The organism is Paraburkholderia sp. CNPSo 3274, assembly GCF_024206475.1.
GTDB lineage: Bacteria > Pseudomonadota > Gammaproteobacteria > Burkholderiales > Burkholderiaceae > Paraburkholderia.
In genome coordinates this window covers 1-18,808 of record NZ_JAMBPR010000075.1, presented here as the reverse complement: position 1 = coordinate 18,808, position 18,808 = coordinate 1, and the positions used below count along the sequence as shown (strand labels likewise).

The following is an 18,808-nucleotide window of genomic DNA, read 5'->3' as shown; positions in this document are numbered from 1 at the left end:
CGCGCGCCACGAGTGTAGCCACTGCATCGCGCGCGGGCCATCGCAGCGAGTAACCAGCGTATGACCGAACCCTTGCTGACGATGCGCGGCATCGTCAAGTCCTTTGCGGGCGTGAAAGCGCTCGACGGCATCGACCTCACGGTGCGGCCCGGCGAATGCGTGGGCCTGTGCGGCGAGAACGGCGCCGGCAAATCCACGCTCATGAAAGTGCTCTCGGGCGTCTACCCGCACGGCACCTGGAGCGGCGAGATCCGTTGGGAAGGCGCGCCGCTCGAGGCGCAAAGCGTGCGCGACACCGAACGCGCGGGCATCGTCATCATCCACCAGGAGCTGATGCTCGTGCCCGAGCTTTCCGTTGCCGAGAACATCTTTCTCGGCAACGAAATCACGCTCCCGGGCGGCCGCATGAACTACGCGGCGATGTACCAGCGCGCCGACGAATTGCTGCGCGAACTGAACATCGACGCCATCAACGTGGCGCAGCCGGTGATGAACTATGGCGGCGGCCATCAACAGCTCATCGAGATCGCGAAGGCGCTGAACAAGCGCGCGAAACTGCTGATTCTCGACGAGCCGTCGTCTTCGCTCACGGCGGCGGAAACGAAGATCCTGCTCGACATCGTGCGCGACTTGAAGCGCCGCGGCGTAGCGTGCGTCTACATCTCGCACAAGCTCGACGAGGTCGAAGCGGTGTGCGACACCGTGAGCGTGATTCGCGACGGCCGTCACGTGGCCACCGAGCCGATGGCGACGCTCACCACCGACCGCATCATTGCGTTGATGGTGGGGCGTGAGATCCGCAATCTCTTTCCGCGCGAGCCGCATGACATTGGCGAGGTCGTGTTCGAGGCCCGCAACGTGACCTGCTACGACGTGACGAACCCGCGCCGCAAGCGTGTGGACGACGTCTCGTTCTCGGTGCGTCGTGGCGAGATCCTGGGCGTGGCCGGGCTCGTTGGCGCGGGCCGAACGGAAACGATGCAGGCGATCTTCGGTGCGTATGCGGGCACATGCACGGCCACGGTTCTGCTCGAAGGCAAGCCGTTGAAAATCCGTTCGCCGCTCGACGCGATCAACGCGGGCATCGCCATGGTGCCCGAGGACCGCAAACGCCACGGCATCGTGCCGCAACTGGGCGTGGGCCACAACATCACGCTCTCGGTGCTGCAACGCTTTTCCCGGCACGGGCGCATCGACACGGCCGCCGAACTCGATACGATCCGCACGGAAATGCAGCGCCTTTCGGTGCGCGCGGCGAACCCCATGCTTTCGATTGCGAGCCTCTCGGGCGGCAATCAGCAGAAGGCGGTGCTCACCAAGATGCTGCTCACCGACCCGAAGGTGCTGATCCTCGACGAGCCGACGCGCGGCGTGGACGTCGGCGCGAAGTACGAAATCTACAAGCTGATCTTCCAGCTGGCCAAACGCGGCGTGGCGATCGTGATGGTGTCGTCCGAACTGCCCGAAGTGCTGGGCATCAGCGACCGCGTGCTCGTGATCGGCGAAGGCGAGTTGCGTGGCGACTTCGTCAATGACGACCTCACGCAGGAAGACATTCTTGGCGCGGCGATCCAGAGCGTGCGCGCCCAACCCGATACAGCGAGTGCAGTATGACCCCCGACGTCACGACCCAAGGCGCACGCGAAGACCTACCGCAAGGCGGTAATGGCATCGCCATGCGTTTCCAGCAACTCTTCGCGCGTTACAAGATCCTCGCACTGCTGCTCGCAGTGGCCGTGATCTGGCTGTTCTTTTCGCTGCTCACGCATGGCGCGTTCGTCACGCCGCGCAACGTGTCGAACCTGCTGCGGCAGATGTCGATTACCGGCATGCTCGCGTGCGGCATGGTGTTCGTCATCATCGCGGGCGAGATCGATCTTTCGGTCGGCTCGCTGCTGGGCCTGCTCGGCGGCGTCGCTGCGATTCTCGACGTGAATCGCGGCTGGCCTATCGGCGTGACCGTGCCGGTGGTGCTCGTGCTTGGCGTGCTCGTCGGACTCTTCAACGGCTGGTGGTCGACGTACCGTCGCGTGCCGTCGTTCATCGTGGGTCTCGGCGGCATGCTCGCGTTTCGCGGCGTGCTGCTCGGCATCACGGGCGGCTCGACCATTGCGCCGGTGTCCGATCACTTCGTGTTTCTCGGCCAGGGCTATTTGCCGCGCGTGGCGGGCGACGTGCTGGCGCTCGCGCTCTTCGTGCTGCTCGCCGTGCTCACGGTGCGCCAACGCGCGAACCGCAGGCGCTATCAGCTGAGCGTCGTGCCGCTCTGGCAGGACGGCGTGAAGATCGTCGGCGCGGGCGCGATCCTGCTTGCATTCGTGCTGATGCTCGACAGCTATGGCGGCATTCCGGTGCCCGTGCTGCTGCTGCTCGCGTTGCTCGGTATCTTCACATGGATCGCCACGCAAACCGTGTTCGGCCGGCGCATCTATGCGGTGGGCTCGAACCTCGAAGCGACGCGTCTTTCGGGCGTCAACACGAACCGCGTGAAGCTCGCCATCTTCGCGCTCATGGGTCTCATGTGTGCGTTCGCGGGCATCGTCAATACAGCACGTCTCGCGGCGGGTTCGCCCTCGGCGGGCACGATGGGCGAGCTCGACGCGATCGCGGCCTGCTTTATCGGCGGCACGTCGATGCGCGGCGGTTCGGGCACCGTGTATGGCGCGCTGATCGGCGCACTCGTGATGGCGAGCCTCGACAACGGCATGTCGATGCTCGACGTGGACGCGTATTGGCAGATGATTGTGAAGGGCGGCATTCTCGTGCTTGCGGTGTGGATCGACGTGGTGTCGGGCTCGAACCGCCGCTGAGAAACGCGTGGCAGACACGATTGCAAACCTGGTGGTGCTGTGAAAATGATGACCGTGTTCTCGCATCGCGCGTGACACCGCGACGCCTCTCTTGCGGATGACTGTTACGCGCAGTTGCTCTCCTCGCGCGCCCCGAGCGCGCTCTCAGGGCGGGACTCATGTCCCGCCCTTTTTCTTTGCTGTAGCCGATCAGGAACCTCGCACTGAGCGGCGCATATTCGACGCGCTGGCGATCGTTTCCTGCCACAATCGTTCGCACCTGTGCAGGGCGGCCTACGCACGCGATGTGCGCGAATCATTCCGTCCGCAAGGTCATCGTCAGCCACAGCACTGCGCCGCAATGGTGTTCCAGCGCGTGCTCGCCGATTTGTCGCTTTGCTGGTGCAACCGTCGCATGCGCTGTCGCGTTGCACCGAATCTCACCGCGAGGTTGTGCCAGCGTTTTGTCAACTTCCGCGGCGCGATTCCGATCCTCCGGAGACAAGCCGACCATGCCCACTCTTTGCGAAATATGTAATACCCGGCCTGCAGTCGCGCGCGTGACTGTCGTGCAAAACGGGCAGCGCAAGTCCATGTCGATCTGCGACTACGACTACCGCCAACTGATGCGTCACCAAAGCATGCTCAACCCGTTCGATTCGCTGCTGGGCGGCAGCGGCCTGTCGCGCTTTTTCGGCGCACAAGGCGGGGAGGACGAGCACGACGACGAGGGGCACGACCTCGCCGCCGAGGTGCCCCGGGAATCCGTGGATGCGACCGATGCGTTCAGCGAGCAGACGCTCGAAATCCTGCAGCGCGCCGCGGAAAAAGCCCATGAATTGCAGCGCAATGAACTCGACACGGAACACCTGCTGTACGTGCTGGCAGACACCGACGTTTGCGCAGCGCTCCTGAAGGAGTTGAAGCTCTCGCCGCAGGACATCAAAGGCTATATCGATCAGCATGCGCAAAAGGGTACGGCTTCGCCCGACGCCACCATCGACAAGATGACGATTTCGCCGCGCCTGAAAAAGGCATTTCAGTTCGCGTTTCAGGCATCGCGCGATCTCGGTCACTCGTACGTTGGCCCCGAGCATCTGCTGATCGGTCTTGCCGCGGTGCCCGACAGCATTGCGGGCGCGCTGCTCAAGAAGTACGGCGTGACGCCCGAGGCGCTGCGCCAGAAGGTCGTGAAGGTGGTAGGCAAGGGCGCGGAGGATGGCCGCGTGGATGCGCCGACGGGCACGCCCACGCTCGACAAGTTCGGCCGCGACCTGACGGCCATGGCGCGGCAAGGCAAGCTCGATCCGGTGCTGGGTCGCGCGCAGGAAATCGAGAGCACGATCGAGGTGCTCGCGCGGCGCAAGAAGAACAACCCGGTGCTGATCGGCGAGCCGGGCGTGGGCAAGACCGCTATCGTGGAAGGGCTCGCACAGCGCATCGTCAATGGCGACGTGCCGGAGGTGCTGCGCGGCAAGCGGCTTGTGGAGGTGAACATCAATTCGATGGTCGCGGGCGCGAAATACCGCGGTGAGTTCGAGGAGCGCGCAAAGCAACTGATCGACGAGGTGACTGCAAAACACGACGAGTTGATTCTCTTCATCGACGAATTGCACACGATCGTCGGCGCGGGGCAGGGTGGCGGCGAAGGCGGGCTCGACATCGCCAACGTGCTCAAACCCGCTCTGGCGCGCGGCGAGTTGAGTCTCATTGGCGCTACGACGCTCAACGAGTATCAAAAGTACATCGAGAAAGACGCGGCGCTCGAACGGCGCTTTCAGCCCGTGCTCGTGCCGGAGCCCACGGTCGAGCAAACCATCGTGATCCTGCGCGGCCTGCGCGACAAGCTCGAAGCCCACCATCAGGTGACCTTCGCCGACGACGCCTTCGTGGCCGCCGCCGAGCTGTCGGATCGCTACATCACGTCGCGCTTTTTGCCCGACAAGGCGATCGATCTCATCGATCAGGCGGCTGCGCGCGTGCGTATCGGCTCGACTTCGCGTCCCGCCGAGATGCAGGAACTCGAAGCGGAGATCGCGCAACTCAAGCGCGAACAGGACTACGCAGCTTCACGCAAGCGCTTCGACGAGGCCAAGGGTTTCGAGGAGCGCATCAACGAGAAGCAGGAAAAACTCGAAGAGCTGACCGAGGCGTGGCAGCGCAAGACGGGTTCGGAAACGCTCGAAGTCACGGTGGCGTCGATTGCCGAGGTCGTGTCGCGGTTTACCGGCATTCCGGTCGCGGATCTTACCCAGGAAGAGCGCCAGAAGTTGCTCAAGATGGAAGAGACGCTGCGCGAGCGCGTGATAGGCCAGCAAGACGCCGTGGTCGCCGTGAGCGACGCCGTGCGCCTTTCGCGCGCGGGTCTCGGTCAGTCGAACCGGCCGATCGCGACCTTCCTGTTCCTCGGGCCGACCGGCGTAGGCAAGACCGAGCTTGCAAAGGCGCTTGCGGAAACCGTGTTCGGCGACGAGCAGGCCATCATCCGCATCGACATGAGCGAGTACATGGAGCGCCATGCCGTGGCGCGGCTCATTGGCGCGCCGCCGGGCTACGTGGGCTACGACGAGGGCGGTCAGCTCACTGAGCGCGTGCGGCGCCGCCCGTACAGCGTGATTCTGCTCGACGAGATCGAGAAGGCGCACGCCGACGTCTACAACGTGCTGCTGCAAGTGTTCGACGACGGGCGGCTCACCGACGGCAAAGGTCGCGTGGTCGACTTCAGCAACACGATTCTGATCGCCACGAGCAACCTGGGTGCGTCGATCATCATGGACAACCTCGAGCGCCCCGAGAAGTCGCGCCTCGACGACAAGACGATCCGTGCGGAGCTTATGAAGGTGCTCAAGGGCCATTTCCGGCCCGAGTTCCTCAATCGCATCGATGAAATCATCGTGTTTCATGCGCTCTCGCGCGAGAACATCCGCGCGATCGTGAAGATTCAGCTCGAACGCGTCACGCGCACGGCGGCCGCGCAGGGCATCACGCTCTTGATGGGCCAGACGCTCGTCGATCATCTCGTGGAGGCCGGCTATCAGCCAGAGTTCGGCGCGCGCGAACTCAAGCGGCAGATTCGCCAGAAAGTGGAAACGCGTCTTGCCAAAGAGATACTCGGCGACGCGCTGCAATCGGGCGATACCGTCGAGATCGGCTACGACGGGACGAACGACGACGTCACGATCAGCAAAATCGCCGTGCCGCCCGACGTGAAGGAGAACAAGCCGGCGAAGAAGGAGAAGAAAGCGGCGACGCCGCCTGTCGATGAAGTCGCGAGCGAAATTGCCGCCGACGACATGGAAGGCGACCCGCCGCCGCCGAAGAAGAGCGGCAAGGGCGCAGGCAAGGCGAAGCCTGCTTGATCGAGTGGAGAAACGGCTGGCGCACCGAAAAGTGCGCCAGCATTGTTACATCAAGAATGATCCGGAATCCAGATCAATTGGCGGCGACGCGCCACCACGCAGGCAGCAGCGCGCGCACGCCGGGCTGCGCGAAGCGGTCGTCCAGCAGGTGCACGACGCCGCGATCGTGCTCGGTGCGGATCACGCGCCCCGCGGCCTGCACGACCTTGCGCAGGCCCGGAATCAGGTAGGTGTAGTCGAAGCCATCTCCGTAGAGCGTATCCATGCGTGCGCGCATCGCCTCGTTCACGGCGTTCACCTGCGGCATGCCGAGCGTCGCGATGAACGTGCCGATGAGGCGCGTCCCCGGCAGATCGATGCCTTCGCCGAACGCGCCGCCCAGCACTGCGAAACCAATGCCGCAGCCGCCTTCCACGAAGCGCGCGACGAAGGCCTGCTGGGCCACCTCGTCCATGGTGCGCGACTGGAGCCAGACGTCCACCTCCGGATGCCGCACCGCAAACGCATCGGCGGCTTGCTGCAGATAGTCGTAGCTGCTGAAAAAGCACAGATAGTTGCCGGGCCGCTCGGCAAATTGCGCGGCCACGCGCGCAACCAGCGCCTCGAGCGAACGTTCGCGGTCCTTATAACGCGTCGAGATATGGCGGGCGATGTGTACGTCGAGCTGCTCGGCGCGAAACGGCGTGTCGATGTCGATGCTCACCGTGTTGGCGGGCAGGCCGAGCATGTCGCTGTAGTAGTGCGTGGGCGAAAGCGTCGCTGAAAAGAGCGTGATGCTGTGCGCCGTGGCGATGCGTGGGCGCAAGGCATCCGCCGGCACGATGTTGCGGATCGCGATCGTAGAACGCGGGCGGCACGCGTTCTGATGCGCCAATGGCGTGACGTCGAAGAGCGAATGCGTATCGAAGCGTTCGGCAATGCGCGTGAAGTGCAGGGCGTCGAAATAGAAGCGCTCGAGTTCGGGGTCGCGCACGAGCGCGGGTTCGGCGAGCTGGTCGCCGATCGCACCGATCACGTCACCAAGCGCGGCGACGAGGCCTTCGGGCAAGGTGTCGCTCGCGCGCCAGGCGCCGGGCTGCACGGCGTTTTGTGCGTTCCAGTGCTTCTGCAGGCGCGCAAGTGCGCGCTTGAGGGGTGCGCTCGCGGCGCGGCGCACGGCGTCGATGCGCGTTTGCACGAGTTCCGCCGAATACATCGCGCGGGCGCGCTCGGGGAGGTTGTGTGCTTCGTCCACGAGCACGCTCGCGCGCCACTGGTTGTGCGCGGCGAGCATGAACAGCATGGCGCTCGCGTCGAACCAGTAGTTGTAGTCGCCGACGATCACGTCGCTCCAGCGCGCGAGTTCCTGGCCAAGGTAGTAGGGGCAGACGGCATGCTCGCTCGCCACTTCGCGCAGTGCTGCGCGATCGAGCCGCACGCGTTCGAGCGCCGCGGCACGCGCAGCCGGCAGACGGTCGTAAAAGCCGCGCGCGAGCGGGCATGATTCGCCATGACATGCCGCTTCGGGATGCTCGCAAGACTTCTCGCGCGCAACGAGTTCGAGCACGCGCACGGGTACGTTCTTACGTTGCGCATCAGCGCTTGCTTCGTCTTGCGCGCTTGTCAGCGTCGCCAGCGCATCGAGCGCCAACTGACGCCCTGAGCTTTTCGCGCTCAGAAACACGACCTTGTCGATCGCCGCGCGCGGGCAAGCCTTCAACTGCGGAAAGAGTGTGCCGATGGTCTTGCCGATGCCGGTGGGCGCCTGCGCGAGCAGACAGCGCCCCTGTGTCGCCGCGCGCCAGACGGCTTCGGCAAGATCGCGCTGGCCGTGTCGAAACTGCGGATGCGGCAGGCGCAGCGTGCCGAGCGCGGCGTCGCGCGCGGCACGGTGTGCGCTTTCCTGTTCGGCCCATGCAACGAAACGACGGCATTGCGTTTCGAACGCGGCGCGCAATTCCGACGCGCTCGCATGCTCGACGAGCGCGGTCTCGTGGCCCGAACCGATGTCGTAGTACACGAGCGCGAGTTCGAGCGCATCGAGGCCGAGTTTGTCGCACAGGAGCGCGCCGTAGACGCGCAACTGCGCCCAGTGCAGTGCGCGCTGATTCTCGCGCATCGCATCGAGGTCGCCGCGATAGGTCTTGAATTCTTCGAGCCTACGGCGCGCGGGATCGTAGCCGTCGGCGCGGCCGCGCACGCTCAGCGATTCGAACGTGCCGGAGAGTGCGATCTCCGTCTCGTAGCCAGTCGGGCGGCGTGCGGCGATGGCGGCGTGGCCGGCGCGGCCGTCGCTTGCGTCGGGCGAGGGCGTGAAGCGCAAGTCGAGGTCGCCGCGCTTCGCGGTGAACTCGCACAGCGTGCGCACGGCGACGGTGTAGCTCATGGCGCGCGCCGTGCCTGGGCGGCGCTGTCGTTGGCTTCGTCGGGCAGGTTGGGCCAGCGCACCTGCAACACGGAAACCGGCATGCCGTGCTGCACGCACCAGGCAAGCCAACGGCGCTGGTTGTCCTGCAGACGGTCGCCGGGGCCTTTCACCTCGATCAGTTCATAGCGCCGCTCGCGCGGCCAGAAGCGCACGAGATCGGGCAGGCCCGAGCGGTTGGCAACGGGTTCGCGCAGCAGCCGCTCGAACCACAGGCGCAGATGCGCGGCGGGGAAGCAGTCGAGGGCGAGCGTGAGCAGTTCGTCGCTCAATGCGGGCCACGCGACGAAAGGTGACTGGGTGCCGGATTTTTCCGCATAGCGCCGCAGAATCGAGTCGCGGTAGGCGTGCGTTTCGAGTTCGGTGAGGCATGTTTCGAACTGCGCAGCGCGGCGTGCGACGAAGTCCGCGGCGTGCAGGTCGGCAGGGCCGCGCTGGAACGGATGGAAGAACGCGCCGGGCAGCGGCGCGAACAGCGCGGGCCAGCAGAGTAGACCGAAGAGCGCGTTGATCAGCGTGTTCTCGACATAGAACACAGGCGCTTGCGGCGTGGCGAGTGCAATGCGGGCCGCCTCCTCGACGCGGAGCACGCCAGGTGCCGCGGGCAGCGTGAGTTCGAGCTGCGCGAACCCTGGCTCGGCGCTCGTCTTCGACTTCGCCCGCGTGCGCGCGAGACGCCCGAGTGTGCGTGCCGCGCGCTGCGCTTCCTCTTCGTTTTCCGGCGCATCGGCGATGGTCTGCGCGAGCGCCAGCGCTTCCTCGCGGCGGTTCAGTTGTTCGAGCACGCGCACGCGGCGGTAGCGCGATTCGGGATGACCGCAGTCGAGATAAGCGCGCCACGCGAGTTCGGGTTCGCCCGCACGCTCGGCGGCGAGCCCCGCAGCGTGACGCAGCTTGTCGTGGCGAGCGCGCAGCCACGCGTTGGCTTGCGTGCGCGGGGCCAGCGCGTCGAGCGCTTCGAGTGTTCCGGCGATGGCGGCGGCAGCGTCGAAGTCCATGGCCTCAGCGGCACGCTCGAGTCCGTCGCGGCAATCGCGCAGCGCCAGATACGTGTCGACGTCTTCGCGTCGCTGGAACGCGCGCGAGGCGCGGTCGAAGGGCACGCTTTCGTAGCGATAGACGCCGAGGTCGGCGAGCACGAACTCTGACCAGTCCTGATGCAGGTTGCCGAAGAACATGAGGCGCAGGCGCTCGCAGAGCGGGGCGCTCGCGAACAGCAGCACGGTGTCGGGCGAGGCCGGGAACCACGCATGCCAGTCGCGCGGCTCGGGCGAGGCGGCATAGTGTGCGTCGAGCACCTCGAGCGTTGCCGCGCGCGTGGTGCGCGATTCGAGCGCGATGCCAAGGCGCGCGGCGAGCGCCTGCAATTCGGCTTTCGTTACCAGCGCGGCGAGCGCGTCGAGATCGAGTGCGGGCGCGTCGTCGAGCCAACCCGCCGCGACGAGCGGGACCGCCGCCGCGCGCGGGCAGCCGATCTCGTCGTACGCGAGACGGCTCGCGCGGAAATGGGGTCCCTTGCGCATCAGCATGCGCACGAAGAGCGCGCGCGACGCGTGCGGCATCTGGGCGAAATTGTCGGCGAAGCGGCGCTCGGCGTCGTCGAACAGGTCGGCGCAGCGCACATCGAGCCACGCTAGCGCACGCTCGAAGTTCGCGAGGTAGTAGAACGGATCGGGAGAGTCGGGAAGCACGCGCGGCACTGTACGGATATACAGCAGCGATGATAGCAGGGTCGCACGTGAGCGCGAGCGCCGTAAGGGATTCCCCGCCCTGTACGCTACAATTGCCGCAGCCTGAAAAACGGATTAGCGATGAACAAACGTAACGCATGCTTCGCCGGCCTCGCGGTCGCCGTCACCCTGCTCGCGGGATGCGCGGCGCAGTACCGCAATACCAGCAGCTGCGAAGAGGCGATGCGTAACCGCCTTGCCGATACGACGCTCGGCGACCTGAAAGTCACGCATAGCGCGACGACGTATCGTGGCGCGCGCGTGGTGATCGAAGGGCAACTCGAGAACGGCGCGGCGTCGGCCGCCGCGGCTGCGTCGGCGCCCACTGCATCGGCGGCTTCGGCATCGGCGGCATCGGCAGCGGTGTCCACCACGGCGCAGAGCGCCAACGAGGCGCCTACGATCACGGCGCCAATGGTGCAGGCGGCGGCGCTGCCGGGCACGATTTCGGTTCCCACCGCTCCGGTCGCCCAGACCGGCGCGCCGGAGGGCAAGCCGACCACGCCGGTCGCGGCGCTGGCCGCGAAGCTCGGCATCAAGAAGGCCGCGGTCACGCCGGCGGCTGCGGAGTGCACGTTCAACGAGTCGGGCCTCGCGACGTTCCGCTGGCTCGCGCCGCCGAAGCTCGCGAAGACCACGCCCGACCCGAACGCCGCGAACGACTAAGGCGAACTCACGCTGTTCGCCGTTGCGTTTCTACGTCCTCGCAAGTCGCACACGCAATCTGCGCTCATGAAGGCCTCGCAAGAGGCCTTCATCGTTTGTGACGGGCGAGACGTTGGTGGACGCCGGCGCGCTCAGAGCGCGAAGAATGGTCCGCTGCCTGCAGGCGTGACCTGCGAGGCGATCGCCGTGAACACGCGCCGCCCGAAAAAGAACGGCAGCCCCCAGCCGAACGCGTTGGCGTTGTAGCCAGCCAGATTGCTGAAGGCCCAGTGGCCACTGGCGAGGAGCGTCGCTGAACTCGCGACCAGGAAGGTCACGGAAGCGCCTGCGCCGTCGATGCCGGCTATCGTCGTGCCGAGGCTGACAGGCGAACTCGGGCAATACCCGGGCCCGTAGCGCGTGATCGTCGAGCTCTTTTGAGATTTCGAGGTGAAATTAGCGCCGGGGTCGTCCTCGCAAGCGTCTGAGGCTGGCAGGGCGGCAGAGCGCAGAGGGGCGTTTTGGCGTGGATTGGAGTTAGTGCGTTGATCCTAAAGGAAATTGACGGCGACTCAGCAGGCTTGCCGTGTCGGATCGAACGTAGATGAATGGTACGGCGAGGTCGGTTTGGGGAGCCGCGATCACGGTCCGGCGCGTGTCGCCGGGGCTGATGCGGGGCCTGGATTGCGTGCCACCCCGTGGTTTTTGCACAGCGGGCCGCCAGACCGGTAAAATGTTTGGTTGATCCACGGAAACTGGCCGTGGCGTAGCCGAAGGGATTACCCGAACATGAGTGATTTTCATCAACGTCTTGCCGCACGCGCGCTTGCGCTTCTGATGGCGGGCGGGCTGGTCGCCGGCTGCAGCTCGCCGACGCCAGGCAAGATCGATTACCGTAGTGACGCCAAGGCGAAGCAGTCCTCGCTCGCTGTGCCGCCGAACATGCTCGACGAAGCGTCCGACCAGCGCTCGCTCGCGCCGCAGGGCGGCGAGACCTCGCTGTCCTCGCTCAAGCAGACCCAGGCCGCCGCGCCGCAGTCCGACGAGAGCCAGGTGGTTCCGCAAGTGCCGGGCATGCATATCCAGCGTGACGGTACGGAAAGCTGGCTCGTCGTCGACAGCCGCACGCCCGACCAGGTCTGGGCGCAGGTGCGCCGCTTCTGGCAGGAACAAGGCTTCCTGCTCGTGGTCGATCAGCGCGACAAGGGCGTGATGGAAACGGACTGGAACGAAACCCATCCGAAGATCAGCGACGGCCTGGTCCGCAACACGCTCTCGTGGGCGACGGGCAACTCGTACGTGACCGCCGAGCGCAACAAGTACCGCACGCGCCTTGAAACCTCGCCCACCGGCGGCACCTATGTGTTCATCAGCCAGAAGGGTCTGAGCGAACAGCTCTCGGGCACCAACAACGACACCAGCAAGTGGGTGCCGAAGCCCAACGACCCCGCGCTCGAGGCCGAGTACCTCAAGCGCCTCATGATGACGCTCGCGAACGCGAAGCCGGGCGTGCCCGACGCGCAGGTCGCGGCCGAAGCCGACGCCAAGGCCAACAGCAAGAGCACCGACGCGCAGAAGAAGGGCCCGGACGCCGCTGCGGCCGCCGTGGCCGCGCAGAACGTCGCGGCCGTGGGCCAGCAGTCGGGCAGCGGCTCGTCGAACTCGGGCGCGCAGGGCACGTCGGGCCAGTACAGCTCGACGGAACTCACGCTCGGCGAGCCGTACGACCGCGCATGGGTGCGCGTGGGCATCGCGCTCGATCGCGCCAACTTTACGGTGGATGATCGCGACCGCACGAAGGGCATCTACTACGTGCGCTACGTCGATCCGAAGGACCTGAGCTCGGACGAGCAGGGCTTCTGGAACCAGATCTTCCACGGCCGCAAGGAAAAGGTCGCGAAGCAGTACAAGCTCAACGTGCGCGCCGTGACCGATAACCAGACGCGCGTCGCGATCCTGGACGACAACGGCCAGATCGACTCGTCGCGCCCGGCGCAGGAGATCATGGGCCTCGTGGTCGACGAACTGCACTAAGCATGGCGCTTAAGCCAGCGTTAGCTGGCTGACTGAATGCCGCAAAAGAAAAACCCGCCTGCGCTTCGCCGCGCAGGCGGGTTTTTTCATGCACGCACACTCCGTACTCAGTGCGGAATCATCCAGGTGAGCACGTTCTGCTGCAGCCACACGAGGATGCCGAGCAGCACCGTCAACAGGATCGAATGCTTGAACGTCTTCGCGAACACATGGCCTTCCTGTCCCTTGAGGTTCGTGGTGGCGACGCCCGTCGCGATGTTCTGCGGCGAGATCATCTTGCCCATGACGCCGCCCGACGAGTTGGTCGCCGCCATCAGGATGGGATTGAGGTTGAGCTGTTTCGCGGCCACCACCTGCAGATTGCCGAACAGCGCATTGCCCGAGGTGTCGCTGCCCGAGAGGAACACCGCGACCCAGCCGAGGAAGGCCGAAACGAGCGGGAAGAACGCGCCGACCGAAGCCACCCCAAGCCCGAGCGTATAGGTGAGCCCCGAGTAGTTCATGAGGAACGCGAGCCCGACGATGGTCGCGACCGTGAGGATGGCGATGCGCGTCTGCACCCAGGTATCGACGATCGCGACGCCGAAATCGGCGGGCTTCAGGCGCACGACGAACGCGGTGATGATCGCCGCGACGAGAATCGCCGTGCCGGTGGCGAGCGGCTGGAAGTCCCAGATCGCGCCATAAGGCGTGTTGTAGAGCGTGATGTAGACGGCCTTGTCGAGGCCCGGCCACGGCACTTTCACCTCGCCGATCGTGAAGACCTTCGCGATGGTCCAGATGATCACGACGGCCGACACGATGATCCATGGATACCAGCCCTCTGCGCCCGACACGCTGCCGCGCGCTTCGCTCGCGCGATCGACCTTGATCGTGAAGCGCGGATCCGGGGCGGGCTTCCATACGCGCAGGAACAGGATGGTGAGGATCAGCGAGACGAGCGACGAGAGCACGTCGGTGAGGCTGTAGTTGATGAAGTTCGCCGTGACGAACTGCGTGAGGGCGAAGCTGCCGCCCGCGACAAGCAGCACCGGCCAGATGCGCAGCATGCCGCCCACTCCCGCGTAGATCGCGATCACATAGAACGGCAGCAGCAACGCGAAAAACGGCAACTGGCGGCCGACCATCTGGCCGAGCAGATCGGCGGGCAGGTGCGTGACGGCGCCGAGCACGGTGATCGGCACGCCGAGCGCGCCGAAGGCCACGGGCGCCGTGTTGAAAATCAGCGTGAAGGTCAGGGCCTCGAGCGTCGGGAAGCCGAGCATGATGAGCAGCGAGCTCGTGATGGCGACAGGCGTGCCGAAGCCGGAAATCCCTTCGAACAACGCGCCGAACGAGAAGCCGACCACGACGAGCACGATGCGCCGGTCGTTGGGCAGATTGTCGAGCAGCCACATGCGAAACGCCGCGAAGCGGCCCGAGCGCAGCGCGATGTTGTAGAGCAGGATCGCCGTGACGACGATCCACATCACCGGCCAGAGAGCGAACACCACGCCCGCGAGCACGGCGCTGATCGCCAGATTGACCGGAAACTGCCAGCCGGCGATCGCGACGATCAGGCCGACCACAAGCCCCGCGAGCGAGGCCTGCCAGGCGGGCCGGCGCGCCCAGCCGAGCAGAGCGAGCACGGTGAGAATGGGCAGCACGGCGATGAGGAACGAAAACAGCAGCGAATTGCCGATAGGGGTCAACAGCTGGTGGAACATCACGTCTCCTTTATGCTGGTTCGTTATCGGCGTTGCAGTGCGGCAGCATGCGCCGGGGCGCGTCGTCGGCTGTGGAGTTCAGTGCCCGGCCTGGCAGCCGAGTTAAGGCGGTGCTTCAATCCCCGCTAGCCCACTTGGAGGATAGATAACGAAACAGGTGCGTCAAGGAGGGAAAGTACGGTCCGGCACCGTTTTGCGGTGCATTTCGCGGTGTGGTTGGGTGCGGGAGCGTCAGTGATGCCAGTGTCCGCCGCCGCCCCAGTAGCCGAAGCCGAACGAGACAGCGGGCGCGCCCCAGCCCCAGCCGTACGCGGGGTAAGAGTAGTACGCAGGATAGGTCGCGGGGTAAGCCGGATAGGCCGGATAGGCTGGCCACGCAGGCACGGCGATCGCAACGGGCGGCGAGGGATAGAGCGGCCCCGGATACTGTGCGTCGGGCACGGCGGTCGGCGCGGGGTTCGGCGCCGTTTGCGCGACTGCGGTTTCCTGCTGTGTGGCCGCAACGGGCACGGTGCCGTAGTAGTAGGGCGCGTAGCCGTAGGGGGCGTAGTAGTAACAGCCGGACAGCATGAGGGGTGCGCTCGCGGCGGCGATCACAAACACAGACGGACGTTTCATGGCGGGCTCCGCGATTGGCTAACGGCCGCGCAGGTTATCGCCTTCAGGCACGATCCGTCTGATCGTTTGAGCTTACGCCGTACGAACACGCTTTGCGTTGTGCTTCGTTAACCAAATATTTCGCGTGGCACTGCGGCTGCAATGCCATCGACCCAAGCAAACGCGGCGCAGCCCGTGAGGGTCTGCGCCGCGCATCCTTCCCTGATTCACGCCTTGAATGGCGTGTTGCCTGTCGTGTCGTTTCTGTTCTGCGCCGTCGCTTCGATCGTGCCGCTATTCGTGCAACCGCATCGTCGATTCGTACTCGCGCTAGCGCCTATTTGCCACTTACTACTTGCCCACCTGATTGCCGATCACGCCACCCACCGCCGCGCCGCCCACGGTGGAGAGCGCATTGCCGCCAATCGCCGCGCCGGCCGCGCCGCCCACGCCCGCGCCAATGACCGTATCGCGGTCGCGTCTCGACATGTCGTCGCAAGCGCAAAGACTGCCCAGCACGGCGACGAGTGTCGTCACTGTGAGTAGTGTGCGTGCACGTTTGAGCGTGTTCATTTTTCGACTCCCTACGCATGGTGCGTTTGAGTGTGAGGTGCGACATGCGCTGGCGCGTTCCGCACCCTCGATACCCTCATCCTAGCCATGGGACCCGTATCCGGGTGTGTGCGCTTGTCAGAGAGTTGTGGGAGTCGTTAGAAAATGTTTCGGCGGACGGCGAGCGCCCGCCGGGGCGAAGTTAGCCCTAAGTCAGCGCTTACTGGCGCTGATAGATTTCGGCGCCCTGCTTGATGAACTCAACCGCCTTCACTTCCATGCCCTTCTTCAGGGCCTCGTCGTCGCTCACGCCTTGCTTCGCCGCGAAGTCGCGCACGTCCTGCGTGATCTTCATCGAGCAGAAGTGCGGGCCGCACATCGAGCAGAAGTGCGCGACCTTGGCCGAGTCCTTCGGCAACGTTTCGTCGTGGAACTCGCGCGCCTTGTCCGGATCGAGGCCGAGGTTGAACTGGTCTTCCCAGCGGAACTCGAAGCGCGCCTTCGACAATGCGTTGTCGCGCACCTGCGCGCCCGGATGACCCTTCGCGAGATCGGCCGCATGCGCCGCGAGCTTGTACGTGATGATGCCGACCTTCACGTCGTCCTTGTTCGGCAGGCCCAGGTGTTCCTTCGGCGTGACGTAGCAGAGCATGGCCGTGCCGAACCAGCCGATCATCGCGGCACCAATGCCGGATGTGATGTGGTCGTAGCCCGGCGCGATGTCGGTAGTGAGCGGCCCGAGCGTGTAGAAGGGCGCTTCCTGGCACCAGTCGAGCTGCAGATCCATGTTCTCCTTGATGAGTTGCATCGGCACGTGGCCCGGGCCTTCGATCATCACCTGCACGTCGTGCTTCCACGCGATCTGCGTGAGCTCGCCGAGCGTCTTCAGTTCGCCGAGCTGCGCTTCGTCATTGGCGTCGTAGATCGAGCCGGGACGCAGGCCGTCGCCGAGCGAGAAGCTCACGTCGTATTCCTTCATGATTTCGCAGATCTCTTCGAAATGCTCATAAATGAAGGATTCCTTGTGATGCGCGAGGCACCACTTGGCCATGATCGACCCGCCGCGCGAGACGATGCCCGTCATGCGGTTCGCGGTGAGCGGCACGTACTGGAGGCGCACGCCCGCGTGGATCGTGAAGTAGTCCACGCCTTGCTCGGCCTGTTCGATGAGCGTGTCGCGGAACATTTCCCACGTGAGGTCTTCGGCTTTGCCGTTGACCTTTTCGAGCGCCTGGTAGATCGGCACCGTGCCGATCGGCACCGGCGAGTTGCGGATGATCCACTCACGCGTTTCGTGAATGTGCTTGCCGGTCGAGAGGTCCATGACCGTGTCGCCGCCCCAGCGGATCGCCCACGTCATCTTGTCGACTTCTTCGCCAATCGACGAGGTGACCGCCGAATTGCCGATGTTCGCGTTGATCTTCACGAGGAAGTTGCGGCCGATGATCATCGGCTCGCTTTCCGGGTGGTTGATGTTCGCGGGAATGATCGCGCGGCCGCGCGCGATTTCGTCGCGCACGAACTCGGGCGTGATTTCCTTGAGCGCGTTCTCGCCGAAGGCGGCTGCGCCGAACGCCTGGCCCGGATGCTGGCGGCCCATCATCGCGGCGAGCTTCGCGCCGTTCGGGCCGCTAGCCTTGAGACTTTCCAGATACTCGGCACGGCGCTGGTTCTCGCGAATCGCGATGTATTCCATCTCCGGCGTGATGATGCCCTGACGCGCGTAGTGCATCTGCGTGACGTTCTTGCCGGCCTTCGCGCGGCGCGGCCTGCGGTGCAGGCCGAGGAAGCGCAACTCGGTCGTGGCCGGGTCGGCGGCGCGCTCGCGGCCGTACTCGGAGGAGAGGCCCGGCAGCGCTTCGGTGTCGCCGCGCTTTTCGATCCAGCCCTGACGCAGCGCAGGCAGGCCCGCGCGAATGTCGATCTTCGCCTCAGGGTCGCTGTACGGACCCGAGGTGTCGTAGACGTAGATCGGCGGATTCTTCTCGCCGCCGAAGCCCGTGGGCGTATCCGCCTGCGTGATCTCGCGCATCGGCACGCGGATATCGGGCTGCGAACCGGTCACGTAGATCTTGCGGGAATTGGGCAGCGGCGCGATCGCGGCTTCGTCGACGTGCGCGTTGGCGGAAATGAACTTCGGATTCGCGTTCATGCGTCTCTCTCCATGCAAAGCAAAGTGGGAACAGCGGCTTAGCAGGAGACGAAACGGAACGTGGACGGACTTCGCTGTGATGAGGTGAGGCGTTGAGCGATGTTGCGAAGTCCGGACGCTTCCCTGCGCTGGCATTATCCAGATCAGGTTCAAAGGGTATTTCTCACCCGCGAAATACGCTGCACGACTTTCGTTCGATGCGGCGCATGACGCAGGACCCCCGCGTAAGCAAGGCCAAACGATACACCGCGCTGCGACGATCTGGCAAGTGCCATCGCGCGTGCGATGTGCCAGGCGCGGTGTGTCGTGTGCGCGGAACTTACAGTGTGAAATCCTTCGAGGCTTCGGGCTGGAACAGGACGCGTTCGATTTTCAGTGTTTCGACCGCGCCGCCCGGCGTCGTGAAGCGCACGGCGTTGCCGCGCTTCGCGCCGAGGAGCGCGAGACCCGCGGGCGAGAATACGTTCAGGCGCCCGGCGTCGACGTTCGCCTCATGCGGATAGACGACGGTGTACGTGAGCGTTTCGCCGTTGCGCTCGTCCACGAGCGTGACCTGCGAGTTCATCGTCACGACATTGGCAGCTACGTCGCGCGGCTCCACGATCACGGCGTGTTCGAGCAGTTCATCGAGCATGGCCTGGCGCTGGGGAGCCGCGCCGGGTTCGGCGGCGCATTTCTCGAGGCGGGCGACATCGAGTTCGGTGAAGTAACGGATTTTCTTCGACATGGCGATTCTCCTTGCGATCCAGAAAAAGTCGAGGTAACGGCGGGGGCTGGCGGGCGAAATCGCGCAGTGGGGCGCGGGCCGCAGCGGGGCGCAACGGATCGGCCCGGAGCCCG

General features: G+C 65.1%; 13 protein-coding genes and 1 riboswitch. Of the genes, 5 read left to right on the top strand and 8 right to left on the bottom strand.

Going from position 1 to position 18,808, the window contains the following annotated elements; all coding sequences use genetic code 11:
* The first annotated feature begins 60 nt into the window (after positions 1–60).
* From xylG to M3I54_RS35415, 3 genes are all read left to right on the top strand, one after another.
* On the top strand, positions 61–1,614 hold the full coding sequence (gene xylG, locus M3I54_RS35425) for a D-xylose ABC transporter ATP-binding protein (RefSeq protein ID WP_254344210.1): 1,554 nt from the start codon (positions 61–63) through the stop codon (positions 1,612–1,614).
* On the top strand, positions 1,611–2,810 hold the full coding sequence (locus M3I54_RS35420; protein ID WP_254344208.1) for a sugar ABC transporter permease: 1,200 nt from the start codon (positions 1,611–1,613) through the stop codon (positions 2,808–2,810). The genes xylG and M3I54_RS35420 overlap by 4 nt, the downstream gene beginning before the upstream one ends.
* 491 nt (positions 2,811–3,301) lie before the next feature.
* On the top strand, positions 3,302–6,148 hold the full coding sequence (locus M3I54_RS35415) for an ATP-dependent Clp protease ATP-binding subunit (protein WP_254344206.1): 2,847 nt from the start codon (positions 3,302–3,304) through the stop codon (positions 6,146–6,148).
* Between the two features lie 73 nt (positions 6,149–6,221).
* Here the strand turns inward: M3I54_RS35415 and M3I54_RS35410 are convergent, their stop codons facing one another.
* Both M3I54_RS35410 and M3I54_RS35405 read right to left on the bottom strand, forming a co-directional pair.
* Positions 6,222–8,513: an ATP-dependent DNA helicase gene (locus tag M3I54_RS35410; RefSeq protein ID WP_254344204.1), complete on the bottom strand. Its 2,292-nt coding sequence runs from the start codon at positions 8,511–8,513 to the stop codon at positions 6,222–6,224.
* Positions 8,510–10,243, bottom strand: coding sequence for a VRR-NUC domain-containing protein (locus M3I54_RS35405; RefSeq protein ID WP_254344202.1), 1,734 nt, complete (start codon positions 10,241–10,243; stop codon positions 8,510–8,512). Before M3I54_RS35405 ends, M3I54_RS35410 begins: the two co-directional genes overlap by 4 nt.
* Before the next feature lie 120 nt (positions 10,244–10,363).
* On the opposite strand from M3I54_RS35405, the gene M3I54_RS35400 reads away from it, so the two are divergent.
* Entirely contained in the window at positions 10,364–10,948 is a 585-nt protein-coding gene (locus M3I54_RS35400) for a hypothetical protein (protein WP_254344200.1), read from the top strand.
* Between the two features lie 131 nt (positions 10,949–11,079).
* Here M3I54_RS35400 and M3I54_RS44955 read toward each other — a convergent pair whose 3' ends face one another.
* Positions 11,080–11,352 (bottom strand): DUF3443 family protein, encoded by a 273-nt coding sequence (locus tag M3I54_RS44955; protein ID WP_309249667.1) that lies wholly within the window; start codon positions 11,350–11,352, stop codon positions 11,080–11,082.
* Between the two features lie 364 nt (positions 11,353–11,716).
* Between M3I54_RS44955 and bamC the strand changes: the two genes are divergently transcribed.
* The gene (gene bamC, locus M3I54_RS35390; RefSeq protein ID WP_254344197.1) at positions 11,717–12,961 is read left to right on the top strand and encodes an outer membrane protein assembly factor BamC; all 1,245 of its coding nucleotides are present in this window, start codon (positions 11,717–11,719) and stop codon (positions 12,959–12,961) included.
* 107 nt (positions 12,962–13,068) lie between these two features.
* Here bamC and M3I54_RS35385 read toward each other — a convergent pair whose 3' ends face one another.
* From M3I54_RS35385 to M3I54_RS35365, 5 genes are all read right to left on the bottom strand, one after another.
* Positions 13,069–14,667 (bottom strand): L-lactate permease, encoded by a 1,599-nt coding sequence (locus M3I54_RS35385; protein ID WP_254344195.1) that lies wholly within the window; start codon positions 14,665–14,667, stop codon positions 13,069–13,071.
* A 231-nt stretch (positions 14,668–14,898) separates the two neighbouring features.
* On the bottom strand, positions 14,899–15,285 hold the full coding sequence (locus M3I54_RS35380) for a hypothetical protein (protein WP_254344193.1): 387 nt from the start codon (positions 15,283–15,285) through the stop codon (positions 14,899–14,901).
* A gap of 330 nt (positions 15,286–15,615) precedes the next feature.
* Positions 15,616–15,837, bottom strand: coding sequence for a glycine zipper 2TM domain-containing protein (locus M3I54_RS35375; protein ID WP_254344191.1), 222 nt, complete (start codon positions 15,835–15,837; stop codon positions 15,616–15,618).
* A 199-nt stretch (positions 15,838–16,036) separates the two neighbouring features.
* A complete protein-coding gene (gene thiC / locus M3I54_RS35370) occupies positions 16,037–17,968 on the bottom strand; it encodes a phosphomethylpyrimidine synthase ThiC (protein WP_254344189.1) in 1,932 nt (643 codons plus the stop codon).
* A 102-nt stretch (positions 17,969–18,070) separates the two neighbouring features.
* A riboswitch (TPP riboswitch) is annotated at positions 18,071–18,200 on the bottom strand.
* A gap of 87 nt (positions 18,201–18,287) precedes the next feature.
* Positions 18,288–18,695 (bottom strand): GreA/GreB family elongation factor, encoded by a 408-nt coding sequence (locus tag M3I54_RS35365; protein ID WP_254344187.1) that lies wholly within the window; start codon positions 18,693–18,695, stop codon positions 18,288–18,290.
* Positions 18,696–18,808: the final 113 nt, after the last annotated feature.

Bases quoted from the DNA above. Each gene is read 5' to 3' on its own strand.
- M3I54_RS35415 (WP_254344206.1), top strand. From the start codon at position 3,302: ATGCCCACTCTTTGCGAAATATGTAATACCCGGCCTGCAGTCGCGCGC.
- M3I54_RS35365 (WP_254344187.1), bottom strand. From the start codon at position 18,695: ATGTCGAAGAAAATCCGTTACTTCACCGAACTCGATGTCGCCCGCCTC.
- bamC (WP_254344197.1), top strand. From the start codon at position 11,717: ATGAGTGATTTTCATCAACGTCTTGCCGCACGCGCGCTTGCGCTTCTG.
- M3I54_RS35400 (WP_254344200.1), top strand. From the start codon at position 10,364: ATGAACAAACGTAACGCATGCTTCGCCGGCCTCGCGGTCGCCGTCACC.
- thiC (WP_254344189.1), bottom strand. From the start codon at position 17,968: ATGAACGCGAATCCGAAGTTCATTTCCGCCAACGCGCACGTCGACGAA.
- M3I54_RS35375 (WP_254344191.1), bottom strand. From the start codon at position 15,837: ATGAACACGCTCAAACGTGCACGCACACTACTCACAGTGACGACACTC.
- M3I54_RS35380 (WP_254344193.1), bottom strand. From the start codon at position 15,285: ATGAAACGTCCGTCTGTGTTTGTGATCGCCGCCGCGAGCGCACCCCTC.
- xylG (WP_254344210.1), top strand. From the start codon at position 61: ATGACCGAACCCTTGCTGACGATGCGCGGCATCGTCAAGTCCTTTGCG.
- M3I54_RS35420 (WP_254344208.1), top strand. From the start codon at position 1,611: ATGACCCCCGACGTCACGACCCAAGGCGCACGCGAAGACCTACCGCAA.
- M3I54_RS35410 (WP_254344204.1), bottom strand. From the start codon at position 8,513: ATGAGCTACACCGTCGCCGTGCGCACGCTGTGCGAGTTCACCGCGAAG.
- M3I54_RS35385 (WP_254344195.1), bottom strand. From the start codon at position 14,667: ATGTTCCACCAGCTGTTGACCCCTATCGGCAATTCGCTGCTGTTTTCG.